Annotated in this window: 14 protein-coding genes; 7 read left to right on the forward strand and 7 right to left on the reverse strand. The window is 44.7% G+C overall.

Annotated elements, in window-relative coordinates; translation table 11 throughout:
- Positions 1-239: 239 nt before the first annotated feature.
- Positions 240-6,326, reverse strand: a complete 6,087-nt coding sequence (locus tag QZW82_RS16570) for a trifunctional serine/threonine-protein kinase/ATP-binding protein/sensor histidine kinase (protein WP_293150011.1) — start codon at positions 6,324-6,326, stop codon at positions 240-242.
- A 1,385-nt stretch (positions 6,327-7,711) separates the two neighbouring features.
- Between QZW82_RS16570 and sds the strand changes: the two genes are divergently transcribed.
- Positions 7,712-8,683, forward strand: a complete 972-nt coding sequence (gene sds / locus QZW82_RS16575) for a solanesyl diphosphate synthase (protein ID WP_293150013.1) — start codon at positions 7,712-7,714, stop codon at positions 8,681-8,683.
- Between the two features lie 303 nt (positions 8,684-8,986).
- Here sds and QZW82_RS16580 read toward each other — a convergent pair whose 3' ends face one another.
- Together QZW82_RS16580 and QZW82_RS16585 are read right to left on the reverse strand one after the other, a co-directional pair.
- On the reverse strand, positions 8,987-9,451 hold the full coding sequence (locus QZW82_RS16580) for a hypothetical protein (protein WP_293150015.1): 465 nt from the start codon (positions 9,449-9,451) through the stop codon (positions 8,987-8,989).
- 169 nt (positions 9,452-9,620) lie between these two features.
- Positions 9,621-10,889 (reverse strand): transposase, encoded by a 1,269-nt coding sequence (locus tag QZW82_RS16585; RefSeq protein WP_293150017.1) that lies wholly within the window; start codon positions 10,887-10,889, stop codon positions 9,621-9,623.
- Positions 10,890-11,523: 634 nt separating this feature from the next.
- On the opposite strand from QZW82_RS16585, the gene hetZ reads away from it, so the two are divergent.
- From hetZ to QZW82_RS16610, 5 genes are all read left to right on the forward strand, one after another.
- Positions 11,524-12,705 carry a heterocyst differentiation protein HetZ gene (gene hetZ, locus QZW82_RS16590; RefSeq protein WP_293150019.1) on the forward strand — a complete coding sequence of 394 codons (1,182 nt, stop codon included), beginning with the start codon at positions 11,524-11,526 and terminating at the stop codon, positions 12,703-12,705.
- Positions 12,698-13,771: a hypothetical protein gene (locus QZW82_RS16595; protein ID WP_293150021.1), complete on the forward strand. Its 1,074-nt coding sequence runs from the start codon at positions 12,698-12,700 to the stop codon at positions 13,769-13,771. The genes hetZ and QZW82_RS16595 overlap by 8 nt, the downstream gene beginning before the upstream one ends.
- 202 nt (positions 13,772-13,973) lie before the next feature.
- A complete protein-coding gene (locus QZW82_RS16600; RefSeq protein WP_293150023.1) occupies positions 13,974-16,367 on the forward strand; it encodes a transglutaminaseTgpA domain-containing protein in 2,394 nt (797 codons plus the stop codon).
- Positions 16,368-16,976: 609 nt separating this feature from the next.
- Positions 16,977-17,585, forward strand: coding sequence for a Uma2 family endonuclease (locus tag QZW82_RS16605; protein ID WP_293150025.1), 609 nt, complete (start codon positions 16,977-16,979; stop codon positions 17,583-17,585).
- 401 nt (positions 17,586-17,986) lie between these two features.
- A complete protein-coding gene (locus tag QZW82_RS16610; protein ID WP_293150027.1) occupies positions 17,987-21,853 on the forward strand; it encodes a CHAT domain-containing protein in 3,867 nt (1,288 codons plus the stop codon).
- Here the strand turns inward: QZW82_RS16610 and QZW82_RS16615 are convergent.
- The 4 genes from QZW82_RS16615 to QZW82_RS16630 form a co-directional block, all read right to left on the reverse strand.
- On the reverse strand, positions 21,850-22,236 hold the full coding sequence (locus QZW82_RS16615; protein ID WP_293150029.1) for a hypothetical protein: 387 nt from the start codon (positions 22,234-22,236) through the stop codon (positions 21,850-21,852). The genes QZW82_RS16610 and QZW82_RS16615 overlap by 4 nt on opposite strands.
- Before the next feature lie 98 nt (positions 22,237-22,334).
- On the reverse strand, positions 22,335-22,949 hold the full coding sequence (locus QZW82_RS16620) for a type II toxin-antitoxin system PemK/MazF family toxin (RefSeq protein ID WP_293150031.1): 615 nt from the start codon (positions 22,947-22,949) through the stop codon (positions 22,335-22,337).
- A 4-nt stretch (positions 22,950-22,953) separates the two neighbouring features.
- Positions 22,954-23,643, reverse strand: a complete 690-nt coding sequence (locus QZW82_RS16625) for a type II toxin-antitoxin system antitoxin SocA domain-containing protein (RefSeq protein WP_293150033.1) — start codon at positions 23,641-23,643, stop codon at positions 22,954-22,956.
- 261 nt (positions 23,644-23,904) lie between these two features.
- Complete coding sequence (locus QZW82_RS16630; protein WP_293150035.1) at positions 23,905-24,375, reverse strand: DUF4079 domain-containing protein; 471 nt, start codon at positions 24,373-24,375, stop codon at positions 23,905-23,907.
- Positions 24,376-24,471: 96 nt separating this feature from the next.
- Here QZW82_RS16630 and QZW82_RS16635 point away from each other — a divergent pair, with 96 nt between their 5' ends.
- Complete coding sequence (locus QZW82_RS16635; RefSeq protein ID WP_293150037.1) at positions 24,472-25,953, forward strand: ankyrin repeat domain-containing protein; 1,482 nt, start codon at positions 24,472-24,474, stop codon at positions 25,951-25,953.
- The last annotated feature ends 479 nt before the right edge of the window (positions 25,954-26,432 follow it).

The following is a 26,432-nucleotide window of genomic DNA, read 5'->3' on the forward strand; positions in this document are numbered from 1 at the left end:
CACCGATCGCATAACGGTTTGGAACACTGGCCTAATTTCCATTTTAGTTTGACCTTCCAAAAAATGGATACCGTCCCACCGACTCAAGTCATAGAGCACGAAAAATTTTAGACTCCTGTTCAAGCTCCCAGATTCACGGCACTACAACTACATCTAAATTCTCAAATCTTAAATCGAATGACATCGGTCTAGAGTGGCATTTTTGGTCGCGCCTCGGTAAAATTTCTAGTGCTATAGCGCTAAAAGGCGATCGGAATTGACACGATAAAGCTCGTTTGACCGATCGCAGATGTTACTTCTATATTACCCGAATGTTTTTCGACAATTTTCTTAACAATATCCAGTCCCAAGCCGCTGCCTTCTCCGGCGGGTTTTGTGGTAAAGAAGGGTTCAAATATTCGCGGCAAAATTTCCGGGGGAATTCCTGTGCCGTTATCCCTAACGCCCACCAACAGGAGCTGATTTTCTACTCTAACATCTACTGTTAAAATTCCGCAATTGTTCATTGCTTGTAAAGCATTGTGAATCAGATTTGTCCAAACTTGATTGAGTTCGTCTGGATAGCACAGCAATTCCGGCAGTCCATCTTGATAATTCCTCACAACTTCTACTCCGTGTTTGAGTTGGTTGTAATAAAGAGTTAATATAGTTTCAATCCCCTCAGTAATATTGGCAGTAACTTTTTCTCCCATAGAGTTAGAGCGAGAATATGCTTTTAAAGCAAAAACTACTTTTGCAGCTCTATCTGTAGCTGTGATAATAGTATTCGTACTTCTTTGCAAAGCAGTAAATTGATAGGCTTGCTGTAAAATATCCGAGCTAGTGGGGTCTTGCAGCAAAGGCAAAATTGATTCGATATTGTCGTAAATGCCGATATCAACTAAGGTGTCTGCTACTGTTTCTGAATTTGCCACAGAATTGTTTGATAGCTGCTGAATCAAAGCTCTTTTAAACTGGCGTTTTTCTCGGTTGGAAAAGAGCATCGCCTGCGACTGGTATTTGGGGAGCAGCGTCAATAAATCAGAGTAACGTTCCGGGGACATTTTGTGGAAAAAATCCGCGATTTGGGCCAGATCTTGATTGAAAAAATCGGCTAAATTCTCGACAGACGATCGAATCGCACCCAGGGGAGTATTGATTTCGTGAGCCACACCAGCAACTAGCTGTCCCAATGCTGCCATTTTTTCGGATTGAATGAGTTCTCGTTGCGTTGCTTGCAGGTGTTGCAGGGCTTCCGAGAGTTCTCTGGTGCGATCGGCTACTTGCATTTCCAAGGTTCTGTTGTACTCTGCTACCAGTTTCTCAGCTTGTTTGCGATCGGTGATATCGCTGAAAGCAGTAATCGCATAGACAATATTGTTTTTGTTGTCAAAAATCGGTTGCGAGTGCATTTCCAAAGGCACAATCTTCCCATCTCTGCGGACTTCTAAATTATCGGCGATCGCACTTTCGCCATTGAGAGCTCGCCAAGCCGGCAATTGTTGCTCAGAACAGGGGCTTTCCCTTCCTGATATATAAATTTCAGAAGCTGATATCAACTCTTCACCTGTAGCTGACGGCGCCAAAATTTGATCCAGCAACCGCTGTCCAGTTTCATTGATGTAAGATACCTTACCCTGGGGATTATGTACCGTTATTCCCACAGGTAAAGCTTCTAAAAACTGCGTCAACTTACTTTGACTTTCCCGCACTTCTGCGTAAAGTTTAGCATTAGCAATAGAAACAGCAGCCTGCGTCGATAACAGTTGCAAAACCTCTACCCTGTCATCAGTAAAAGCACTCGTAGTCAGATTATTTTCTAAATAAACCATCCCAATTAATTGACCTTGATTCAGCAATGGCGCACACAATATAGATTGAGAATGATGTCTAACAATATACGGATCGCGCGTAAATCTTCCTTTATTAGCGGCATCACTTTCTACAACATTTTTTTTCCTGCGAGCGACATAATTAATAATCGAAACAGGCAAGCACTTTTCAGCAGGAACCGACTGCAAAACATCCACGCGATCGCCATCTAATTTTCCCGAAGCTTCTACCAAAAACTTACCTCGGCTTTCCAAAATCAAAAAACCATTTTCTGCCCCCGCATTTTGCAGCATAATTCTCATCAACTTCGCCAGCAACTTGTCCAGCACAATCTCGCTAGCGATCGCACCAAAGGCTTTCATCACTGCCGCCAAATCAAAAGTTTGGCCCGAATCGTGGCTGCTGGAAATATTAGTAACTGTAGCGCTGTCGCTGGTAATGCTAGTTGACACTGGAATTCTGATTAAAAATTGGGGATACTGTGTTTCCAAATCCTCAACTTTAGCTTGAGCTCCCCAGTGAGTGTAACCATAGTGAGCATCAGCCAAATAAACTCGTGCAATCTTCTCTTTTCCCCAACCGATATAGAACTTAGCTGCAAGTTCGTTAGCGAGAGCTTCTTCGTTAAGATATTCGTTTTGCTTCGCCAAACCAATCGCGCGATCGTACTCCTCCATTGCCTGAAAATTATCGCCCAAAACCCGATATTTCTCAGCCTCAACCAGATGAAATTTGTGCAAGTGATTCATGGGGGCGCGTGCAGCCCATGTCTGCATTTTCTTTTGGTTTTCTCCTACTCTTTCGAGCAGCATCTCTCTCTCCAATACATCCGCCTCAGAACAAGCAGCTAGTGCAGCCAAAGAATCATAAAAATGGAACACCGGCACAGTTAAAAAACCAGTTCCTCCCATTAAACCTTGTCTAAATTTACCTGCATTTTCCAGTGCTTGGCACAAATCCCCGAATAAATAACACAGTATTAGCTTGTGCAAATAAAAGTAATGTATTCCCGTGCGATCGTTCGCTTTCGCCAGCAACGGTAGCAGATGCTCTTCTTCGCAAGCTGTCCCCGATAAATTGCAAGGATTCTCTGCTTCACCCAGCAAGTTAAGCACCGCTTGATGAAATATTTGATTGCACTGCAAGTTGATTGATTGCTTGAGTTGAGCCAGCAGGTTGCTAGATTCAGCAATTTCGACTTTTAGATTTGTAAGTTCTTGCCCTACCAAATAAGCATATTGAGATTTTTGTTTTGCACAATAAGCGACAAACTCAAAATCTCCGTTTTTGAGTGCACTTTGATAGCTTTCTCGGAACATTGGCAGGGTTTCCCTGACATGATATTTGCTGTGAGCGATACAAGCTGCTACTATATATAATATCTTCCCTCGGAGGCTTTTTGCATTGAACATTGATGCTAAGTTTAAAGCCAATTCCCCTAACTTATTTGCCGATTCAATGTCTTGAGATGCGTAGTTCATAACTACGCCCCAAGCTGCGTAGAAAAAGGCAGAAAGCGGTGAATTTCCATACTGAATACATGAATTAATCTGTGACAAAACCAACGGAGTTAATAGTTGAGGATCGCAGTGAAATACCGCAGGAACTATGCTTGCTGCGATCCGCCTTGCTGCCAATTGTTCGGGAGATGTGATCAAAGGCAGATTAATTAAGTCTTCGATCTTCTTTCCGGCTAATTTTGCCGCTGTTTGCTCTAATTCCCACTGAATGTTTAACTCGCTAGGATTATCGGGAAAAGTTACGCCAAATTGTGCTAGCACTTCTCGGCCGATCGCGATCGCTTCTGGCTGTCTCCTCTGCACGATATAAGCTTGAATTTTTACCTCATAAACTTTGATTTTGTCCAGCAGAGTTCTGCCTTGTTGCAGCACAGTCCCAGCTAACTGTTCCATCAGCTCAAATGCGCCGCTAAAGTACGCTACCTCAACGGATTCTATATAAAGATTTAAAGTTAACTCGTACTGATTTTCCCAGCTAGAATCTGCCAGCAATCGACGGCTGACATTTAAATACATCACCGCAGCAGCATAAGCGGTAGCAGCCTTAGCTTTTCTGCCAGCAATCAAATTCAAATTAGCGATTCGATCTCGCTCTTCCTGAGTAAATGTCGATGTTAAATCTAAACCATTTTCTATGCCAATGTTAATCTGATCGACTATTTTAAAGATATCATCTGTCAGCGGATTTCCCTCCGTATTTTTCCATAAAAAGCAACCTATTTGCCAGTGAACTATTTTTTTATGGTCCTCGTCAATCAAAGCATAAGCGGCTTGTTGTACTCGATCGTGCAAAAACTTAAAATTCACAGTTAACAGCTCGGCATTTACCTCAGAAACTGCTAAAATCAAACCAGATGCCAGTGCTGCCTGGAGGTCAGCAAACACTAACTGAGGAGACTTTTCGCAAATCGCAGACAGCACGTGCAAATCAAAATCTATTCCCACGCAAGCTGCTAAGCGTAAAATTTGCTGCGTTGACTCTGGCAGTTTTTGCAATTTGCCAATCATCAACTCCACCACATTATCGGTAATTTCCATCTCCTCAATTTGAGCTAGATCCCACTGCCAGCCGGCTTGAAATTCGGCGCAATTATTGACATAATCTGAGGCAGAAGTTGCGAATGAGGTAGCATCAAAAGTCAACTGTGGACAGCTAGGAAAACTAAAATTTATTAAGTTTTCGGAGTGCAGCATTTTCAGGAATTCGCTAACAAAGAAAGGATTGCCCCCTGTTTTTCGTTTCACCAATGCTGCTAGGGGTGCTGCTGATTTTTTGTCGCTGCGTAATGTGTCAGCAATCAAATTAGTAATATCTGCTATTTCCAACGGAGGTAAGGTAATTTGATTTACTGTTGCTCCCTGTTCTCGCAATTCTGCCACGGCCACCATCAAAGGATGAACAGGACTGACATCTTTGTCGCAATATGCTCCAACAATCAATAAATATTCGGGCTGTATCAGAGATAAATTCTCAAGGCTTATTGGTTGTGAAATTTCAATATTTTCGTGGTTTGGGCTTGTCATTGAGCCTGCCACCATTAGTTGAATTAATTTGAGGCTAGCGGAGTCAGCCCACTGCAAATCGTCTAGAAAAATAACTAAGGGATGTTTCTCTGAAGAAAATACCCGCAGAAATTGGATAAATACTAAGTTAAAACGATTGGTAGCCTCATTTGGATCTAACTCTGGTACAGCAGGTTGTTTGCCGAGAATCAATTCTAGATCGGGCATCACATCAATAATGACTTGAGCGTTTGGTGCGAGAGCAGCTAAGAGTTTGGCGCGCCAGTGCTGAAATCTATGTTCGCTTTCGGCGAGAATTTGTTGGAGCAGTTCTTCGCAAGCTTTGACGAGGGCGCTGTAAGGAATTCTTGGCTGCGATTTGTCGAATTTTCCGGCGATTGAATAGCCATGTTTTTCGATAATTGGCTGGTAAATTTCTTGTACCAGCGATGACTTTCCTGTACCGAAATCACCTGCTACTAACATCAATTCTACCCGTTTTTGCCTGGGAAAGCGGGGGTTATTGTTGGTGATTCGCTCAAATGCTGCCAGTAATGTTTGAATTTGTGTTTCGCGTCCGTACAGTTTTTGCGGAATTTGAAATTTATCGGAAATATCTTGGTTGGCTATGGAGATTTCTGATATTTTACCGTGGGTGTTTAATTGGTTGAGACATTCTTCTAAGTCTGCTTTGATGCCCCAAGCACTTTGGTAGCGGTCTTCTGCGTTTTTGGCTAATAATTTGGCGACGATATGAGAAACTGCTGCCGGAATTTGTCGATCGACTTCGGCGACCGGTTTTGGCTGTTTGGCAATGTGGCAATGTACTAATTCTAGGGCACTACTGGTTTCAAACGGCAGTTGGCCCGTCAGCATTTCATAGAGAGTTGCGCCGAGAGAGTAATAGTCGGTGCGATAATCTAGGCTGCGGTTCATTCTGCCAGTTTGTTCTGGAGAGATATAGGCGAGAGTGCCTTCTAGAATATGGGGATGCTTGAGGGTGGGTTGTTCGGTTAATTTGTCGGGCGCGAAGACGCTGGCTATCCCAAAGTCAATGATTTTGAGTTGGTTGGTGCTGGGATTGAAAACTATGTTGGCAGGGTTGATATCTTTGTGTATAATATTGGCGCTGTGAATGTCGCCCAAAATGTCAGCTATTTGAATGGCAAAGCTGAGAGATTCGGATAGAGTAAAGGGGCGAGAGTGCATCAACCTTTTGAAAGATTCTCCTCCGAAGTCTTCGAGTACGATCGCCAAAGTGCGATCGTACTGTTCTAAGCTGTAAGCTTGGACAACTCCTGGGTGATTTAAGCTGCGGATGATGTCATATTCTTGCTTGTGACGGGCGAGTGCAGCCGGAGTGGGGTACTCTTGCTTGAGTATCTTGAAGATTACGCGCTGACCGTCGGCCGATCGCACGCCCCGGTAAACTAGAGATCGATCGCTTTGATAGATTTTCCTGAAAATTTTGTAGCCTGGAAAGTGAAGCATAACCGCAGAATCTTAGAGAGCAGCAGCGTTTATCCTAGTGTAGCCACTGATATGTGTTCGCAGCTACCGCCACCAATATTCTCAGACTCGCTGTGACCCACATTCGGCACCCGCTTAACGGTACACAGTATAATTATTCATAATAATAATAGATGTTTAAAGTAATAAATAATACCTTTCAACAAAAGATATCCGTCGATCTACGGTATAAAAGTATAATTTATAGATTAATTGCTAGATAAAAATAAGTAAAAACCGATTGTGACAGTTGAGGGTGCCGAATGTGTGCTGCCAGCTCTAAATCACGACCTTCATCAATCATTCGCCAATGTTCAGTGTAAAATCTAAAGTCTAAAATCATATAACCCTGCCTTTGTACGCAAGCATTTAAGGCAGGGTTATTGTTGAATATTCGGAATTCTGAGCGAGTAGTCCATGGCGGGCGAGGCCGGATTCGGCTGCCAAGCATTGCACTACTCGCCCAATCGAGTTATTTTAGAGCTACGTTCGGCCAACATTAGCACTATATAAATAGTCATTACATAACCGGCGGCTAGAATGGGAATAATTAGAGGAATATCGCGATAAATCATAATTAGAACCAAAAGTCAAGGACGAGGAGGAGGACGGGACAAGTTCAAGACCTACTACATTAAGTCAGCACGCAAGACTATGCCTTGGTTCTGAAGGCTACTTTTCCATATCAGGCTTGCCGAAAAACTTAGGCGTTCCCGGTGAGTCGATTTGAGATTTTCCATTTTTCGATTTTAGATTTACTCGGCAGATAAATCTGGGAGCTTCAACTAAGATCTAAAATTTTGGGCTACCCACGACAATTGTCGTGGCTTCTACCCGTTTTTGGGCGAGGTCAATAATGATTTACTGCTTTACAGATGCTGGAACAGCGTAAAACCATCCACTTTAGCTGCTTTGAGCTACCGTGCACATCTCATGCGCTAGTCTTAACTCCTGAAAATTTTTAGCCACAAGGAACTAAAAATCTGTCCCAGAAATTTTCGCTGCGATCGACTAACAAGGCTGGCTCTACGAAACTCTTACAGGCATCTGAAAGCTACCTGCCAGCCAGGCTCAATTACAGCCTGTACTTAATGTATAGAATTGTTTAAATCCTTAATACCTATAATAACACAGGGTTTCTGGGATTTAGCTATTTTTTGGCAGTGTACTTAACAATTCGATACAATAGGGGCAACCGCTCTGCCAGCGGGCCACTCACCGGAGGTAGTGGGGTGACTCTTAGCCCCTAGCAGATGACAAATAACTGCCGATCGGCTAGATTTTTCTTCCCTATTGCAGAGAATTGTCTTAAAATAAAGATATGATATGTAAAATTTTGTTACTTTACGGCTTGAGTCGGCGTATCCATGATCTCTAGCACTCTCCTATTTTCCTCGGTTGAAGAAGACCTGCGACTGTTGACAGAAAACTTAAAACAGTTAGTGGGTGCCCGTCATCCCATCTTGTACGCGGCTGCAGAATACTTATTCGGCACAAAGGGAAAACGGGTGAGACCCGCAATAGTCTTGTTGATGGCCAAGGCGACGATGCCCGATCGGGAAATCACCGAAAAACACCGCCGCCTCGCGGAAATCACAGAAATGATCCACACAGCCAGTCTAGTCCACGACGACGTGGTGGACGAGTCGGATCTGCGACGGGGAGTACCGACAGTACACAGTCGGTTTAACAACCGAGTGGCAGTATTGGCGGGAGATTTTCTGTTTGCTCAATCTTCGTGGCACTTGGCAAATCTGGACAACCTGCCAGTAGTCAAACTGCTTTCAGAAGTGATTATGGATTTAGCTGAGGGCGAAATTCAACAGGGACTAAATGGATTTGACACCAGTTTGTCGATCGAAGCGTACTTAGAAAAAAGTTATTACAAAACAGCGTCTTTAATTGCCAACAGCTCTAAAGCAGCGGGCTGTTTGAGCGAGGTTCCAGCAGAAATAGCAGACGATTTGTACAACTACGGTCGCAACATTGGTTTAGCATTCCAAATAGTAGATGATATATTGGATTTCACTGCTTCAACGGAAACTTTGGGGAAACCCGCAGGCTCGGATCTGATCGGCGGTAATCTGACAGCACCAGCGCTATTTGCCCTAGAAGAAAAGCCTTATTTGGAAGTTCTCATAGAACGCGAATTTGCCCAAGAAGGAGATATCGAGCAGGCTCTGGCACTGGTATACGACTCTCGGGGCATAGAGCGATCGCGAGAACTAGCAACAAGTCACGCACAGAAAGCTGTTGAATACTTAGTTGGGCTGCCCAATTCAGAATCCCGTCAAGCCTTGATTGATTTGGCAGATTACGTTTTGAGCCGGCTGTATTAGAGGTTAAAAAGTTGCACTTTATTGGTAATGGGTAATTGGTGTAAACAACCAGGTCAAATGTAGTCCCAGACTGCTTTGACGCTGAGGCCCAGATCCCCCCTAACCCCCCTTCTTAAGGGGGGAACAAGAATTTTCTCAAAGTCCCGCTTATTTAGGGGGATTTAGGGGGATTTAGACTCAGCGTCAAGCGAGATTTATCAATGGTTTCAGTCTTAAGTTGACACTAATTGGTAATGGGTAATTGGTAATGGGTAATACCCGAGGCCTAATGCCCGATCGCCAATTAATAACAAATTGATTTGTTTAAGCAATATCCGACGGTGGAGCCGATCGATACTGTTGCAAGTAAACATTGATTAAGTCCTGCACTTGTCGGCGAGGGATTTCCACCCCGACTTCTTGATTGCCGGGATTTTCAAAAAAAACAATACTGTCGAGACCTTCAAGAGCAATCATCTGAAATAAAATGTGAGTGACAGGCAACTGTACGGGCTTGACGCTCCCGCCCCCAGCCGCCGCAGCCGAGGACGCATCTTTAAGAGTGGGAAAAGCATAAATCACCTTCTTCTCCTGTCCCGGTTGCTTGAGATTGCTCAAAACTACGATCGCCCAACTTTCGTCTACCGATTGCAGGATCGAGTATTCGAGGTGCTGTAGCTGTTGGGCAATTAAAACCAGCGCCGGGGCGATCGCCTTTAAGATTTGTGGCGTCGAACCGTCAGGCGGAGCTTGCTCGATTAGTGCTTGAATCTGTAGATCTAAATCCATCAGTCAGTTAATTTGAGATTTGAGGTTTAATAATGTCAGGGTAACGGCTGAAGGTGCAAGTATGTAATAACTGGCACTGCCCCATATTAAGCTAAAATGCGAAATCTGAAGTCCCATAAATTTGATTGATAAATATGAAACATATAGCTGGTAAAAGTATAGTCATTTATTACATGACACGGGAGGCGTTAAATCCCTCCCCCTTCGCTTTTACTTTGAGCGGATTGACCCGCCTCGGCCCAAGTACGCAGCTCTCTATCCCATTGCTAAAAGCATTTGGGATTGCTTTTCTGAGGATGTTGTAAGAACCATTAACATCGGAGTTAATTAATTTACCGACTGATGTTCTGTATAATCCTCTTTTGATTCGCCTGCCACTAAATATGACATTCGACGCATCAGTATGTCCGTACACAGGAATTGGATCTAGGTTCAAAAAGCTCGACTTAGAGGTGTAAGATTCTTCTTGAACTATCACTTTAATTCCCACCAATCTAGTTTTGTATTCCAACATCTCAATTAGTCTAGCGTGAGGAATACTGACAAAGTTTTGATTAGTTCGTTTGGACAATTCAATTCCGGTTTTCCACTGTGCATTTTTGCCAATTATTAGCGTCCCAATTTGATGCGCCGTCAAAATATCGACGATTAATCGGCTGGTGTGATGCAAGTAATTATCTACTTTTTGGTGGCGACACCGGGTCAAGCGTTGAATCCGTGATGAGTAGGAGCGATTTCCTTTTAATTGAGACTGCAATTGGGCTTTACGTTTGTTGTAGAACTGGTTAATTGACTTTAATGGTCGCCCGTTAATCAACAAAGGGATAAATCCCGGTTGATTTGAAGTTAGCGCCGCTAAATTGTCCAGTCCCAAATCAATACTAGCTACGAAGTTGTTAATTCTAGCGGTGGACTCCGGTTCATTGTAAATTACCTCAATTACATAAGCATCGCATTTGGGAACCAATCTAACTTGACAGATTTGTTCGGGATTTATTTTGGTTTTGATTGAAATCTCAGTACCCGACAGTTTAATAATTCCACTTTTCAACTGCCTGCTGCTAATTGCTTGAATCGTATAAACCAGGATGTTTCGACCTTTTACTTTATCTTTGTACTTAGGTAGTTTTGGACGACCCGTAAATTTAGAGGCATCTTTTTTGTAAGCTTTGAGAGCTTCAAAAAATGATTTCCAGTTTTTATCTAACAACATCAAGATTTGCTGGCTTACTTTGGCGGGCATTGCTTTGTAAGCTTCGTGAGATTTCATCAAGCGATTCATTTCGTTGTAATTGATGTAGCCCCATCCATAAATGAAACTTTGACGGAGCGCATAATTGGCAGCATTGTAGAGATTCTTCGATTTAAAAGCTAGTTCGTCAATCTGAGCAAAACGGTGTTCGGTAGATTTGATGATGTGACGTTCTGTTAGCTGCATTCTGAACCTCTGTCTTTCAGTTCGGCGATTGTGGGGAGTAGTCAACTATAATCAAACGACTTTCTGTCTGTCGTGCTGGATGTGGCAACGCTAGAGGGCTTGGAAGCCTCGCCATGCGGGGGGTTGTGTAACTTATACTTATTGCTTTAGCATAGTTTGATAGTTTTATTTTTAACATCCTGACTACACAATACCATAATCGCTTATCCCTGCTTACAAACTGAATGAAGTTTTACAATACCCAAATATAGCCTTTTTTAGCAAAAATTCTGCATTTTTTAGATTGATTCACCCTTGACCCTTCAAGTCGAAAAATATCGTGCCTCATGCTCGATTTAATTGATGCTGGTGTCGGTGGCGGATCCAAATTTTATATTTATGTACGAAAAAAAAACGGTTTCTGCTAAAAATTATCTCGTCCTCACTACCAAAAACCCCTGATTAAACCTGGTTGGTGGCGGATAGTACATCTGGGACACATCAAGAAAAAACAGCCGTCACTGTTTTTGTAGAACAGGAGATCGAGGACATTGCAGTTTGTCCTGTGCCGGGAATCCCGGAGCAAGTAGCGGTAGAAAAAAAATCTCCATACTGCTACTAACTGTGCTAATTTCAATGTGAGCTGTAAACAATCATGCGGGAAATCTGCCAGAGCGTGGAAACCATATTTCAACTGCTGTTAGACGAACTCAAAAAGTCCACTCGCGCGTCTGAGCAAAACTGCCAAGATGTAGCAGGGCGACTCGCAGCAGAAGTCAACAGGATATGCACAGAAAGTCAGCGGATTCAAAACTCCGGAGACATAGAGGGTTCAGCCCAGAGCCTAGCTCAGCACCGCTTGCAACAATGCCTCCACTATTATAGTTTAGGCTCCGGGCCCGGGCGAGTAGAATTGCACAGTACCCTCAGCGCGATCGTCTATCGCTACATCACCCCTCCACAGGTGCAGTCTAGCTATCAGGCGCGAGTAGAACTGATCAAAGATTTCTTGCAAGGATTTTATCTGGAAGCTTTAAAGGCATTCCGGCGGGAAACCCAACTGCCACCTACCTACAGTCCTCGCACTCGCTTAGAACTAGCAGAGTACATGGCCTTTGTAGAGCGTTTTGGCAAGCGGCGCATTCCCTTACCTCGCAACCGGAGCCAGCAACTAATTATTTTGCGGGCCCAAACCTTTTCCCAGCAGCAACCCAAAGAAACCTCGGTGGATATGGAACAAGCCGCCGATGGAGGGGCTTCAGATTCCGACCAAACTTGGAACGACACGTCGGTGCACTCGGTGCGGGAAGCGATGGCAGGACAGGGTTCCTCGGCAATTCGCCCCCAAGGCGAAGAGTCAGAATCTCTGCGGCAAAATGTGATTGATGAATTAGTGGCGTATTTGAAAGAGCGCAACCAACAAGAATGCGCTGATTATTTCATATTGCGCTTGCAAGACTTGCCGACTAATGAAATAGAGTCGCTTCTCAACATAACTCCCCGTCAAAGAGACTATTTGCAGCAACGCTTTAAGTACCATTTGCTCAGGTTTGCCATGTCGCACCGCTGGGAACTGGTTCACCAGTGGCTGGAAGCAGACTTAGATAAAAATCTGGGTTTGCTGCCTTCCCAGTGGCAGATCTTTGGCGAGCAAATCGGCCCAGAGGGGCAGCGTTTGTTAAAGTTGAAGCAACAGGGTCTGTCAGAGTCAGCGATCGCGCAAACCCTCGGCAGCACGGTAGCCCAGGTACAGAAACGGTGGTTTAAATTACTCGAACTTGCCTGGGAATTACGAAATCGTTCAGATTCCGGAGAAGGGGCATCTAGTGATGAATAACGAAACGAACAGGGATGCAGAGGCTTTCGAGCGCCATTTCTTAGACTGGGTATTGCAGGCGCCGATCGAGAATGCCTCTAGCGAAGATGAGGAGAGCTTCAATCTGCCCCCTTATTCAGAAGAGTGGGGCAACGAAGACAATTCTGGGGTGGAATACTGGGAATGGGACGAACCAGACCCGCTGGATTATCAAGTGAGGGCGCACAGCAATGCACCCGCACAACCGCTGACTATTGGAGATATACCGACCGTGCAAGACCGTTTTCAGACCTTGTTAAAAGAAAGGCTTAGAGCCGAAATCGAATCCAACCCGCCTCTGTTCCCCTGGGAAACAGAAATTAAAAGTTACGACCACGACTACCCAGACGATGTAGCCCCCCAATGGGTTCCCCCCCTACATATCTGGACTCCCCAACTACAAAATATTAGATGGGGTCGCCTGCCAATTCCGATCGCCCAAGGGGTGTTTGCTCAACTGCTAGAACCTTGTCAGGAATTGGTCATGTCGTCACTGCGGGAAGGAGCAAAGTTAGTCCGTGCTGTAGATAGCTTGTTTCCCGACCAATCTCAGGAACTTAACGAATTAGCTGGTATCGTACTCCTGGGTGCGACAAGAGGAATTACTGCTTCAGAAGTAGAAGATTTACCGAATTACTCCGAGGCAACTACCGATCAACAAATGCTCATGTCGCTGTTGGCCGCCCGAGAAATCATTGACTCTCTAACTTTGGATTGTCCTGTAAATCAGCCGCCAGTTTCCCGAGAATGGTTGACAGCTTTGGGTTCGCTGACTCTGCAAGCTCAATACCTGTCCAACCGCAATACAGAACCACCAAGGCCGTGTTTAAGAGTTGAATGCGAATTTCCTGGGGGAGGAAGTTTGGAACTCAAGGGAGGAGATGCCGAAGCAACTGCACATCGTCCGAATTCCGGGCATTTAAGTGTGGAGTTGTTCGATCCGCAACCGGATAAGATTTATGCCTTAGAAGTTCGATTCCAAAACTTCGAGACTAGACCTCTGATGTTTGCTATTCGTCCAGTTTTGTCAGGACAAGATAGCAACTAAAAAAATACAATTAGAGTAAATCATGTATATTTTTACTCTGTGGTTTGACCTCACACACACAAAAACAAATTCAATCCCCCGACCTCGCTCGTGGGAAGCCAAAAAAATTAGATTTTAGTTAAAACCGTCTCAGATTTATCTGTGGAGTTAATCTAAAATCTAAAATCTAAAATCTACAATCGACTGACTTGGATGGGTGCACATGACAACTGATAACCTGCGAAAAATACCTGTTTTGGGTAAGCTGTGGGAGCAGATTGAGGCGATGCCTCCGCCGGTGATTGAGGATTCTTTACTGCTGCGAATCCTGGTTCAGTTGTTGGTAATTGTGGGGATTGTGGCGACAGACGTTGCTGCTGAAGAAGCGCTGAACCTGTGGGCTGTGCCTGTTAGCATTGTGGGAGCAACTTGGAGTTGGTACCGCCGCCGCGATCGCAATGTGGCTGCTAAGTTCTGCATAGCTATTGCCATGCTGGTGGCGCTGTTCGCTTTTTTTACCCGTTTGATAGGGGAATTGAACGATACCCGGTTAGTTTTGGCGCAACTGTTAATTCACATTCAAGTGCTGCACAGCTTCGATTTGCCCCGCCGCAAAGATTTGGGCTATTCGATCGTGATCGGGTTGATTTTGTTGAGTGTAGCGGCGACTATCAGTCAAACGCTGACTTTTGGGCCGTTGCTAGTGGTGTTTTTGGCTTTAGCGCTGCCGACTTTGGTGTTGGATTATCGATCGCGCTTGGGACTTTCCAAAGCAGACGATAGCAAGCAGAAAGTAGAAGGTGCAGCCAAAAATAAGAACTGGTCACTATTTGCTGCTACTCTATCCCCCAAGTATTTTGGTTGGCTGCTAGCGATAACTGTTGGGTTGGGGCTGACTATTTTTGCGTTTTTGCCGCGCCTCCCAGGCTATCAGTTGCGGACTTTTCCTGTCAGTGCTCCCATTGAATATCAGGGGGAATTTGACTCGCGCAGCATTTTAAATCCGGGGTATGTCAGAGGGGGAAATGAACAAGGGACTGGCGGAGGAAGGGGGAGAAACCCAGACAAAGGGCCAGGAGAGGTGGACTCTACTTTTTATTACGGTTTCAACCAGCGCATCAATCAGAATTTGCGGGGGGAAATGAAACCCCAAGTGGTGATGCGGGTGCGATCGCAAGCGGCGGGTTTTTGGCGGGTGTTGGGCTTTGACAAGTACACTGGTCAGGGTTGGGAAATTTCTCGCAACGAACAAGCTCAAAAGGTTACTAGACCTAGCTGGTCTTATCAATTTTACCTGAATCCATTTCCGAATGCGCCTCGGACTCAAGAGGTGATTCAAAGTTATACTATTATTGCTCAGTTGCCGAATTTGATTCCGGCTTTAAACAAACCAAAGGAACTTTATTTTCCAAGTCCAGAGGTGGCGGTTGATGCGGAGGGGGGTTTGCGAGCGCCTGCGGAATTGGGAGAGGGCGTGACTTATACGGTGATTTCTAATGTGCCTTTCCGCGAGCGGGCTGAGTTGAATAAAACTGGTACAGATTACCCGAAAAACATTCGCAAGTTCTATTTGGACGTGCCGCCGAAAATTGCAGCCAAGGTGCGGGCAAAAACTGAGGAAATTTTGCAGGCTAGAACTAGAGTAGCTAAGTCGGAAAGGGCGATCGACTCTCCCTACGAAAAAGCTTTGTATTTAGCTCAATATTTGAAGCAAAACCCTAATTATAAAATTGAAAAAGCCTTGCCTTATTTAGAAGAAACTGAAGATTTGGTTGAGGGTTTTCTGTTTGGCTATCAAAACACCCAGGATGGCAAAAAAGTGACTGGTGGATATCCAGATCACTTTGCGACGGTACTGGCAATTATGCTCAGATCGATCGGGATTCCGGCGCGAGTGGCTGGCGGTTTCGACACGGGGGAGTTCAACCCGTTTACTGGTTTGTATGTGGTGAAAAATACCGACGCTTTCATGATGACGGAAGTATATTTTCCCAATTACGGCTGGTTTGGTTTTAATCCGATTCCAGGTTATCCACTGATTCCCGCTTCGGTGGAAGACAACCAGACTTTTAGCGCGCTGGAATGGTTTTGGAAGTGGATCGCGGGTTGGCTACCGACGCCTCTGAGAAGCGGATTAGATTCAGTCATCGGTTTTGTAATTCGCTGGATAACTTTGATTCTGGGCTGGTTTCTGGGACAGTTTGCGAAGGGTTGGGTGGGGTTGTTTACTGGGTTAATTAGTGCGATCGCATTTGGCTTCATTGGCTGGTTAATGTGGCAAGGGTGGCGCAAGTGGCGCTACCGGCGTTGGCTGGGTAAGTTGGCGCCCGTGGAAGGAGTTTATCAGCAAATGTTGCAGGATTTGGCGAGTCGGGGATTTCCCAAGCAGAAAGCTCAAACGCCTTTGGAGTATGCTGAGGCAATGCGCGGCCATCATGCAATCGATGAAGCTGAGGTAATTGAGGAAGTTTCGCAAGCTTACGTGCGGTGGAAGTACGGTGGCGAAGCGGGAAATTTGGATCAGTTGCGGCGGTTGGTGGATAATTTAAGGCGATCGCACTTAAAGAAACTGAAAAACCGCTGGTTGTCAAAATTCGCAACCCCCAACGTCAGGTAAAGGTTCGTAGTGAGGACTTTAGTCCTTCTTAAAGGTTCGTAGTGAGGACTTTAGTCCGCAAATAAAGGTTCGTAGTGAGGACTTTAGTCCGCATCAATCAGAGGACTCACATTCCCAGCGATCGAACCAATTGTATTAGGGTTTGTAGCCCACATTCCGCACCCCAACATATTCCAGGTATAGCGGATCGAGCTCTCATATGAGGTACGTAGTTGGGCTTTAGCCCTCCAGGTTTAGTGGTTATATAAGCTGTCAGTCATGCCTCAATACGGTTCACTTAAGACAGATCCCCCCTAACTCCCCTAAAAAAGGGGGGGACAAGAATGCTCTCAAAGTGGGTCTTCTTAAGGGGGATGCGAGGGGGATCTCCGGCGCATAAATAGTGTTAAGTGAACCGTATTGAGTCATGCCTCATCTTTTTGAGAAAGGCTATATAATATTTATTTTCAGTGCGAATTTAAGCATTGGGCAAAACATAGATGAATTAATTTTGATTGCGGAATGTTTTTCTAATGAATATCAAAATCAAATTATTCATCTACCTCTAACTCAAATAGAATACTAATTATTCTTATGTTAAACTGATATTAGAACATTGGAGGTTTTCCCATGATTCAAGCAATATCCAAGTTAATAACTTTCGATGAGTTTCTGGAGTGGAAGCCAGAAAGCGGACGCTATGAACTACGTAACGGAGTTATTGTTGAGATGCCTAATCCAACTGGTAAACATTCAGTCATCGCAGGTTTCCAGGCCCTAGAATTTGGTTTTGAAATTAGGCGATTACAACTTCCTTACTTTATTCCCAAGGAATGTACAATTAAATTCAGCGATAACTTAGGCTACGATCCAGATGTGATTGTATTAGATAAACAAGCCGTAGAAGCCAATGAGTCTCGATGGGAACGAGAATCAGTTATTACTCAGGGAGATTCTGTTAAGTTAGTTGTGGAAGTTGTCAGCACAAATTGGCGCGATGATTATGCACATAAGATGATCGAATATGAAGCATTAGGCATTTCTGAATACTGGATTGTCGATTATCTGGGTTTGGGAGGTAGCCGTTATATTGGTTCTCCAAAACAGCCTACTTTGTCGGTTTGTCAATTGGTAGATGGTGAATATCAGGTTAAGCTGTTTCGGGGAGATGAGAGAATTGAGTCGGCGGTATTTCCCGAGTTGACTTTGACAGCGGAACAAATTTTTAATGGCGGGTAAAAAAGCCGGGTTTCTCTGCATTACACCCGCAGTCCGCGAGGGGTTTAAACTCCTACCTAAAAGCAAAAGTCCTCTCGGACTGATTATTTATTTAGTTTTCTTGAGAGGACTTTCGCTATAAGAGGGGGAATTAATTCCCTGGCGGACTTTGGGGTTAAGTTAGCATATATCGGCACTGCGATGTCCCGTATTTTCTCGAATCGCAAACTACTTATCTCATCAAAATCGACCAACTAGGAACGTCAGACAAACCTTCATATACACAAATCAAGTAATCTGTCAATACAACTTGAGCAAATAGGCCGCCAGATTGGAAAATTAAATAATTCTTGCAGTTGAGCTGGGGCTGCTTGTATTTGTGGTACAAATGAGGGAATAAAGAATGTTGAAGGTCACGCCTCATGGATGAAAACCGCGTCCGAGCTTACCTGAATCTGATTCAATTGCTGCTGAGTTGTCCGGCTGGGGAAGAGGGGAATGTATTGCAGGATCACTCTGAGTTAGTTGACTCAGGCTTGATTGAAGTGATGCAGGAAGTGGCGAGTCGGATGGCGGCGGATGGCGAACAAAATGCGGCTTTTTTGCAGCAATTGGCGGATCAAATTAGTCAAGCTTTGGCTCAAAAGACGCAGGGAGGAGATGCAGACCGCAATTCTGCTTATCTGCAATTGATTAATGCGCTGCTGAGTTGTCCTAGTGATCGAGAACAGCAGATTTTACAGACTAACTCGGAATTGCTGGATCACGGGTTTCTGCAAGCTTGCGAGGACGTAGCGACAAATTTTGAAGAACAAGGAGAGAAGAAGGGTGCTAATTTTTTGCGAAATCTTGCCAGTCGGCTAGGGAAACTCTTGGGCTTAACATCCTCTGGGGGTAATGATGTTGAGAATAAATCACCAAGGGATTATCTAGCATTTTTACAATTACTATTGCAGACAGAAGCTAAGAATTATGGTGGGGATTCCGAACCGATTCATGCAGTATTGCAAGCAAATCTAGACAAGCTAAATCTCAATTTAATTCCTTTTTTTCAACAAAAGATACCTATAATTCTGGCTGGAATAGATGAACCAGAGCAAAGTCAAATAATTGCTGCTTTAATTGAAAGTATTGCTGTTAGGATTTACGAATTTATCAGAGGCAGTAGGGCTGACAATCTGGAAATTGCGATTGCTGCCTACAAATTCGTGCTTTCGATTCGTACCTTTGAAACTAACCCAGAAAAATGGGCGCAGACGCAAAATAATCTGGGAAATGCTTACTATTTAAGAATCAGGGGAGAAAAGGCAGAGAATATCGAACAGGCGATCGCATCTTACACCGCCGCACTGAAAGTCTACAGCCACGAAGGCTTTCCCGAACAATGGGCAATGACCCAAAATAATCTGGCTACCGCCTACAGTGACAGAATTAGGGGAGAGAGGGCAGAGAATATCGAACAGGCGATCGCATCTTACACCGCCGCACTGAAAGTCTACAGCCATGAAGGCTTTCCCCAACAATGGGCAATGACCCAAAATAATCTGGCTACTGCCTACAGTGACAGAATTAGGGGAGAGAGGGCAGAGAATATCGAACAGGCGATCGCATCTTACACCGCCGCACTGAAAGTCTACAGCCGCGAAGGCTTTCCCGAACAGTTGGCAATGACCCAAAATAATCTGGCAAACGCCTACAGTAAAAGAATCATGGGAGAGAGAACAGAGAATATCGAACAGGCGATCGCATCTTATACCGCCGCACTAGAAGTCCTGACTCGCGAAGCCTTTCCCCAAGATTGGGCAATGACCCAAAATAATCTGGCTGCTGCCTACAGTAACAGAATCAGGGGAGACAGGGCAGACAATATCGAACAGGCGATCGCATCTTACACTGCCACACTCGAACTCTATACCCGCGAAGCCTTTCCCCAAGATTGGGCAACGACCCAAAATAATCTGGCAAATGCGTACAGTAACAGAATCAGGGGAGACAGGGCAGACAATATCGAAATGGCGATCGCATCTTACACTATCGCACTTGTCCAAGTCCTGACCCGCGAAGCCTTTCCCGAACAATGGGCAACGACGCAAAATAATCTGGCTACTGCCTACAGTAACAGAATCAGGGGAGACAGGGCAGACAATATCGAAATGGCGATCGCATCTTACACTGCAACACTTGTCGAAGTCCGCACCCGCGAAGCCTTTCCCGAACAATGGGCAACGACGCAAAATAATCTGGCTGCTGCCTACTATTTCAGAATCAGGGAAAACAGGGCAAACAATATCGAAATGGCGATCGCATTGTACACTGCTGCACTCGAAGTCCGCACCTGCGAAGCCTTTCCTGAAGATTGGGCAACGACGCAAAATAATCTGGCTGCTGCCTACAGTGACAGAATCATTGGAGAAAGGGTAGACAATATTAAAATGGCCATCGCATCTTACACTGCTGCACTCGAAGTCTACACCCGCGAGGCTTTCCCGCAAGACCATGCTGAAACCTTATTTAATTTAGGGCTTGCCTATCGAGAAGTTCCCAACTTACAGCAAGCGCACGATACTTTTGCTCATGCAATTGATACCGTAGAATTTCTGCGAGGCGAGATTCATTCGGGAGATGAAACCAAGCAGAAATTAGCCGAAGAATGGAATAAACTTTATCAGGAAATGGTAAAACTTTGCATAGAAATAAAAAACTACACCGCAGCCATAGAATACGCCGAACGCAGCAAAGCCCGCAACTTAGTAGAACTCCTTGCCACCCGCGACCTCTACCCCAAAGGTAACATTCCCGAAACCGTTCTAAACGAACTCTCGCGCCTGCGTCGAGAAATTGATGCCGAACAGCGACAACTCGAAATAGAACAGACAAATCATAACAGCAATGGTGTCACGATATCGGGAGAACGCAGCCCCCAAATCGACAACCTACAAATCACCATTCGCGAGCGTCGATCCTATCTAACCCAATTACGGCAACAACTAGATGAATTAATTGTCCGCGACATCACACCCATCGACCCCGACTTCGCACTCACCCAAGAAGTTAAAAGCATCTCCTACAGCGAAATTCAATCCCTCACAGCAGAAAACACCGCTATCCTTCAGTGGTACATTACAAACGAGAAATTCCTTGCTTTCATCATCACCCCAAAATCATCAACTCCTATTGTCTGGCAATCTTCAACAGCAGACTTTGAAGCCTTGGAAAATTTGGATAACGAGTATCAGAAAGACTATAAAAACTACACAGAGAGCAAATCACCAAACAAAGATCTCCAATGGCAGCAAAAACTCACCTCCCGCCTTCAAAACCTAGCTGAGATTTTGCATCTTGATGAGATTTTAAAGAATATTCCGAAACAGTGCAGCCAACTAATTCTAATTCCCCACCGCTTCCTGCACCTGTTTCCCCTTCACGCCTTGCCAGTTAGCCATGAAACCTGGCAGCGGTTTAATTCAGAAACCCCGTCTCCAGAACCCACTAATCCTTGCCCGCTAGATTGCTTCAAACAAGGTGTCCGCTACGCCCCCAGTTGCCAACTCCTGCAACAGGCACAAAGCCGAAAACGTCCTAATTTTACACACCTATTTGCGATCGCCAATCCTACCAAAGACCGCTATTTAATTGAACTTGAAGCCGCCAACATTTGTGAACTATTCAAGCCTAATGATTTCTTGGTAAAGAAAGATGATGCCAACAAGAAAGCCATCCAAAGCCAACAACTCAGCCTTGCCAACTGCGCCCATTTCGGTTGTCACGGTAAGTTTGAGCCTGACTCGCCTTTGGAATCAGCCCTCCAATTGGCAAATAAGGAACGTTTGACACTGCTGGAAATATTGAATCTTGACCTAAATCAATGTCGCCTTGTCACCCTCTCCGCCTGCGAAACTGGATTGACAGAATCCAAAACCAGCGATGAATATATCGGCTTACCTTTTGGCTTTCTGTTGGCTGGTAGCCCTAGTATGGTTAGTACCCTTTGGGAAGTGGATCAACTAGCCAGCACTTTGTTACTGATGCGGTTCTATGAAAACCTAGAAACTCTGTCAACGGCTGCTGCTCTCAATGAAGCACAACAATGGCTGCGGAATTTGACCTCAGAGGAGCTTGAAGCAGTATTAGAACGCCTCAAACCCCAAATCGATCGAATATTTGAGCAACTGCCTCTAAAATACCGCACGCTTCACGTGGAAGCTCGTCTGAATCGCGCACGCAATCGCCAGCCGTTTCCCTTTGTTGAACCTCATTACTGGGCTGGCTTCACTGCGATCGGTGTTTAGCAATCCTTGCAAAACTTGTCCAGACCTCTTCTACTGATGTAAATAAGTACCAGTGTTAGTGGTAATGCTGGGTAAGCAGCGGCTGCTACTAGCCAACCCAATCCACCAGCAAAACTTTGACTCAATACTTCTTTAAAGGCGGGCGTACAAATATGAACACGCAATTTATCGGCTAATTTTTCTAACCAGCTAGGTTCATTCGGGTCTTCGTCACCCACACTATTGTTGTCATCTGATTCTCCTGACTCAATTGCTACCGTTTCGGCGGCATATTCTAAATCGCCTTCACACTTTTCAAGCAGATCAAGGGCTTTCAGCGCATCGGGATATTCTGCTAATTGCGAGCGGTATTGTTCTATTTCTGCTTGGGTAACGGTAGTCATATAATTTTTGCTATCCTGAGAGTTAACTATTCTTATTTTGCCATAAGCTACCAACAGCTTATCCAGAAAATTTATGGAAAAGGCCACAACTCATTCACTCACCATAATTCTAGATCGCTTATGACTTTTTCTAAATCAATCTTTTTCGTCATATCCTTCGGCAAATAATCAAAGACTTTCTCTAAAACTTCCACAGACACATTGTTCATCAACCAATCATCACTAGAATTATTCCCAAGATTCAAAAAATACTTTAAACGTTCCTCTATCGACTCCTTATCTCCTTTATCCACTTGTCCGACTCGATCGAGCCAATTTCCTTGGGAGTCCTTAAAACAATTAGCATCAACTGTACATATCTGATGCACTAAAGCCAATGAATTGCGATCGAGACCATTTTTGCTGGTCGAGTTAATCGGATACGCTGTTGGCAAACCTTTACAGGTTTCTTGGAAAGTTAAGGGAATCACCGTAAAAGTTTGCAAGCATTCAGACTTATCTTGAAATTGGTCAATTTCCCAAAAGAGATAATGATGCTCTCCCCGTAAAACCCTACGAGAATTAACTATTAGTTTACAATCAACTGTCTTGCATTCCATCTCGTCTGGTTCATTTAAATCATAAATGTGATTGTGATTGTGTTGGCAACGAAGAGATACTTTTTGGGGATTTACTAAATAAATCCAACCTTGGCGAGGTGTTTTTCCAGCCACATTATCACCCTAATTCATTGATTAATTTTTGTCTTTCTGTCTCAAGATTCAGCCTGAATACTTGTTCTTGTTGATGGCTATCTTTAACCTCAATCATTGGCGCAGTGCTGTACACATACTTTAGTAACTTCTGGATTTTATCCTGTCCTGAACCGGCCCATTCTCTACGAATGTTGTCCAGCATTAGTTTTAGTCCTACAGGTAATTCTAAATCATCGATATTACCTGCTTCGGCACCAAGTCGGATAAATATAGTTTCTCCCACAGATTCTTGAACAATTGTTTTGCCATTCATTTGATTTAAGGCGACAATTATGTCTTCGTTCCAAGGACTATAGTGATAATAACGCCAATTTAATTCTGTAAGTTGTTTGTTTGTCCATTTGACAGCATAAAGGTCGGCTAAATATAAGAATTTGATTAATTGGTTTTTTGTAATATGGCCTTTGGTGGTGTAAACAAAATAGTTGATGAGGGTTTCTAGCATGGCTTTGATTTTTTGTATAGCCTTTCTCAAAAAGATGAGGTACTCATGGGAATAGGGAATCGGGCATCGGGAATCGGGCATCGGGAATCGGGCATAGAGGGCAAAGAGGGCATCGGGCATAGAGGGCAAAGAGGGCATAGCGAATATATCACTTTTTTGAGAACCGCTATAGGGTGCGTCGCGATTATAAAAATTAATTAATTCCATTGATAATCTGAGGGCGATGTACCTTACGACTGTTGGGAAAGACTAAAAGATAGGGTTGTTTATTCAACTGTTGAATAACCAAGGTGCGTCGCTGTGAGATTGTCGATCGCGATCGAGGGATTGTCGATCGCGACACACCCTACGACTGTTACGATTAAAGAAACCGGGTTTTTAGCAGAATTTACGCCTACAACGAAGTAAACGCGTGAAAAACCCGGTTTCTGGACATCCGCGCGCAAGTCCTGAATCGTACTCTAACGGTTACATTTTACTGATGATTCTTTGCAGGATTTCTACACCTGTTAATGCCTGCCAGCCAAATAGCCCCAACAGCCCCACATTTAGAACGATGTGAGTGTATCTCGCCCAATCTTGACCTTTTTGCATGAACGGAGTCAGAGAGGCTGAAATGGCAATTATGACGGTCATTCCCAAGCCTGCTACTAGGTGGGGGGCGACAAATAGTTTGCCGTTGTTGATGTAGGTGACTGCCATTGCGCCGATCGCACCTGTTACCATCAAGCCTAGCAGCAAAGAGCCCATCTGATGGTGCTTGATATTGAATTTGCCCTTAATTAACTCTTTCTTGACATCACCTTCGGCACTTCTGGTACGGCGGATTTGAATTCCCAGATACAAAGCATAAAATGAGATTGCTAGCAATACCCACATTAAAACTGGGTGGAAGAATTGACTCCAAATTTTCACAGACTGCGGAATTTCCAGATTCATAGTGTTCTCAGGATTAGTAAACATACTTCATAAAACTTAGCATACCAGTAAGTCCGTCTCGTGCGACGGTACAAATATACGGTATGAGAGACTATTATGCCTGCCACTAAACAAGACGCTGTATTGATCCAAGCTGCCAAGACTGGCAACATTATTCACGTCCAAGCTTTACTCGCTAAGGGGGTTGAGGCTAACGCCAAAGACTCTGAGGGGACGACGGCTTTGATGTTTGCCGCCCAAAAGGGCTATACGGAAATCGTGCGTATTTTACTAAACAATGACGCTAATGTCAACCTCGCGAGCAGGCGTTTTGGCCTCACGGCTTTGATGTTGGCGGCGGCTAACAAACAGGCTGATGTTATGCGGCTGTTGTTGGCGGCGGGTGCTGATGTTGGTGCTAAAAATGATGATGGAAGTACGGCTTTGATGGCGGCTTCTCTCAAAGGCGATATCAATGTTGTCCGGCTGTTAGTTGATGCTAAGGCTGAGGTGAATGTCCGAGATAAAGATGGAGATTCGGCTCTGAAAATAGCTGCTTTGTCGGGACACGAAGCTGTTGTTCAAGCTTTGGCTGATGCGGGTGCTGTTGCTGATAATTATATGCTATTTTCAGCTATCAGTCAAGGTAGCGCTAAAATTGTCCGAATTTTGCTCGATCGCGGTGCGGATGTTAATCTTAAAAATCTACAGAGCAAAACTCCTTTGATGCAGGCTGCTACGGCGGACAATTTGGCGGTAGTCGAGATGCTGCTAGCCGCTGGTGCTGATTTGGAAATTCGCGACAAAGAGGGCGAAACTGCTTTAACTTTGGCTGCGGATTGCGGTAATGTTGATGCGGTGCGAGCTCTCCTGGCTGCGGGTGCTAATGCGAATGTCAAAAGTGGAGATGGCGGGACGGCTTTGATGGCTGCTGCTGCTGGGGGAAATGGAGCGATCGCACATATATTACTAGATGCTGGCGCGGATATCAACGCGAAGGACAGAGATGACGAAACTGCGTTGAATTTTGCCGTGGTTGAAGGCTGTCAAGATGTGGTGGAATTGCTGTTAAACCGAGGTGCTTATGTCGGTTCGAGAAATCGGTTGGGCGATACGCCTTTGCTGGTGGCGGCTGTTCACGGTCACAGTGCTATCGTATCGGCTTTGCTGCAAAAAGTAAACTCAAATCGCCCAGATTTCCTGAATGCTAAAAACTTTGGCGAGACAGCTTTGACTCTAGCTGCGTTTCACGGACATACTGAAACGGTGAAAGCCTTGCTTGACGGCGGTGCAGATCCGAATATCCCAGCGGATTTGGGGAAAACTGCTTTAATGAAGGCGTGCGATCGCGGTTATCTGGCGATCGTCCAAATATTAGTCGAAAAAGGCGCAGATGTCAACTTGCTCGATGAATCCGGCGCAACTGCTGTGATGTGGGCCGCCCATCGGGGTTATGCTGATGCAGTTAAGATTTTAATCGCTGCTGGTGCAGAGTTAAATCACAAAAATCCGGGAAATTATACAGCTTTAATGTTAGCTGAATTTAAAGGTTATTCGACTGTCGTGAAATTGCTCAAAAGTGCAGGAGCACAAGAGTAAATATAGCATCGCGGGAGACGTAAACGGCGGTTGAAACCGCGTCTTGTCAAACCAAGCAGACGGCGCTTGAAACCGCGTCTTGTCAAACCAAGTCTGCCTCCGCAGACTGAAGAAAAGGCGGTGTCAACAAAAAAATATCATGTTAACCATCCATTCTTTAACCCGCATCGGCGGGTTTTGTTTTTGTAGACGCGGTTTTAACCGCCGTCTCCGCGGTGTAAAGAAAATGCGGTGTCAACAAAAAAATATCATGTTAAGCATCCATTCTTTAACCCGCATCGGCGGGTTTTGTTTTTGTAGACGCGGTTTTAACCGCCGCCTCCGCAGACTGAAGAAAAGGCGGTGTCAACAAAAAAATATCATGTTAAGCATCCATTCTTTAACCCGCATCGGCGGGTTTTGTTTTTGTAGACGCGGTTTTAACCGCCGCCTCCGCAGACTGAAGAAAAGGCGGTGTCAACAAAAAAATATCATGTTAA

It is taken from the genome of Microcoleus sp. bin48.metabat.b7b8b9.023 (genome assembly GCF_013299185.1).
In the GTDB taxonomy this organism is placed as follows: domain Bacteria; phylum Cyanobacteriota; class Cyanobacteriia; order Cyanobacteriales; family Microcoleaceae; genus Microcoleus.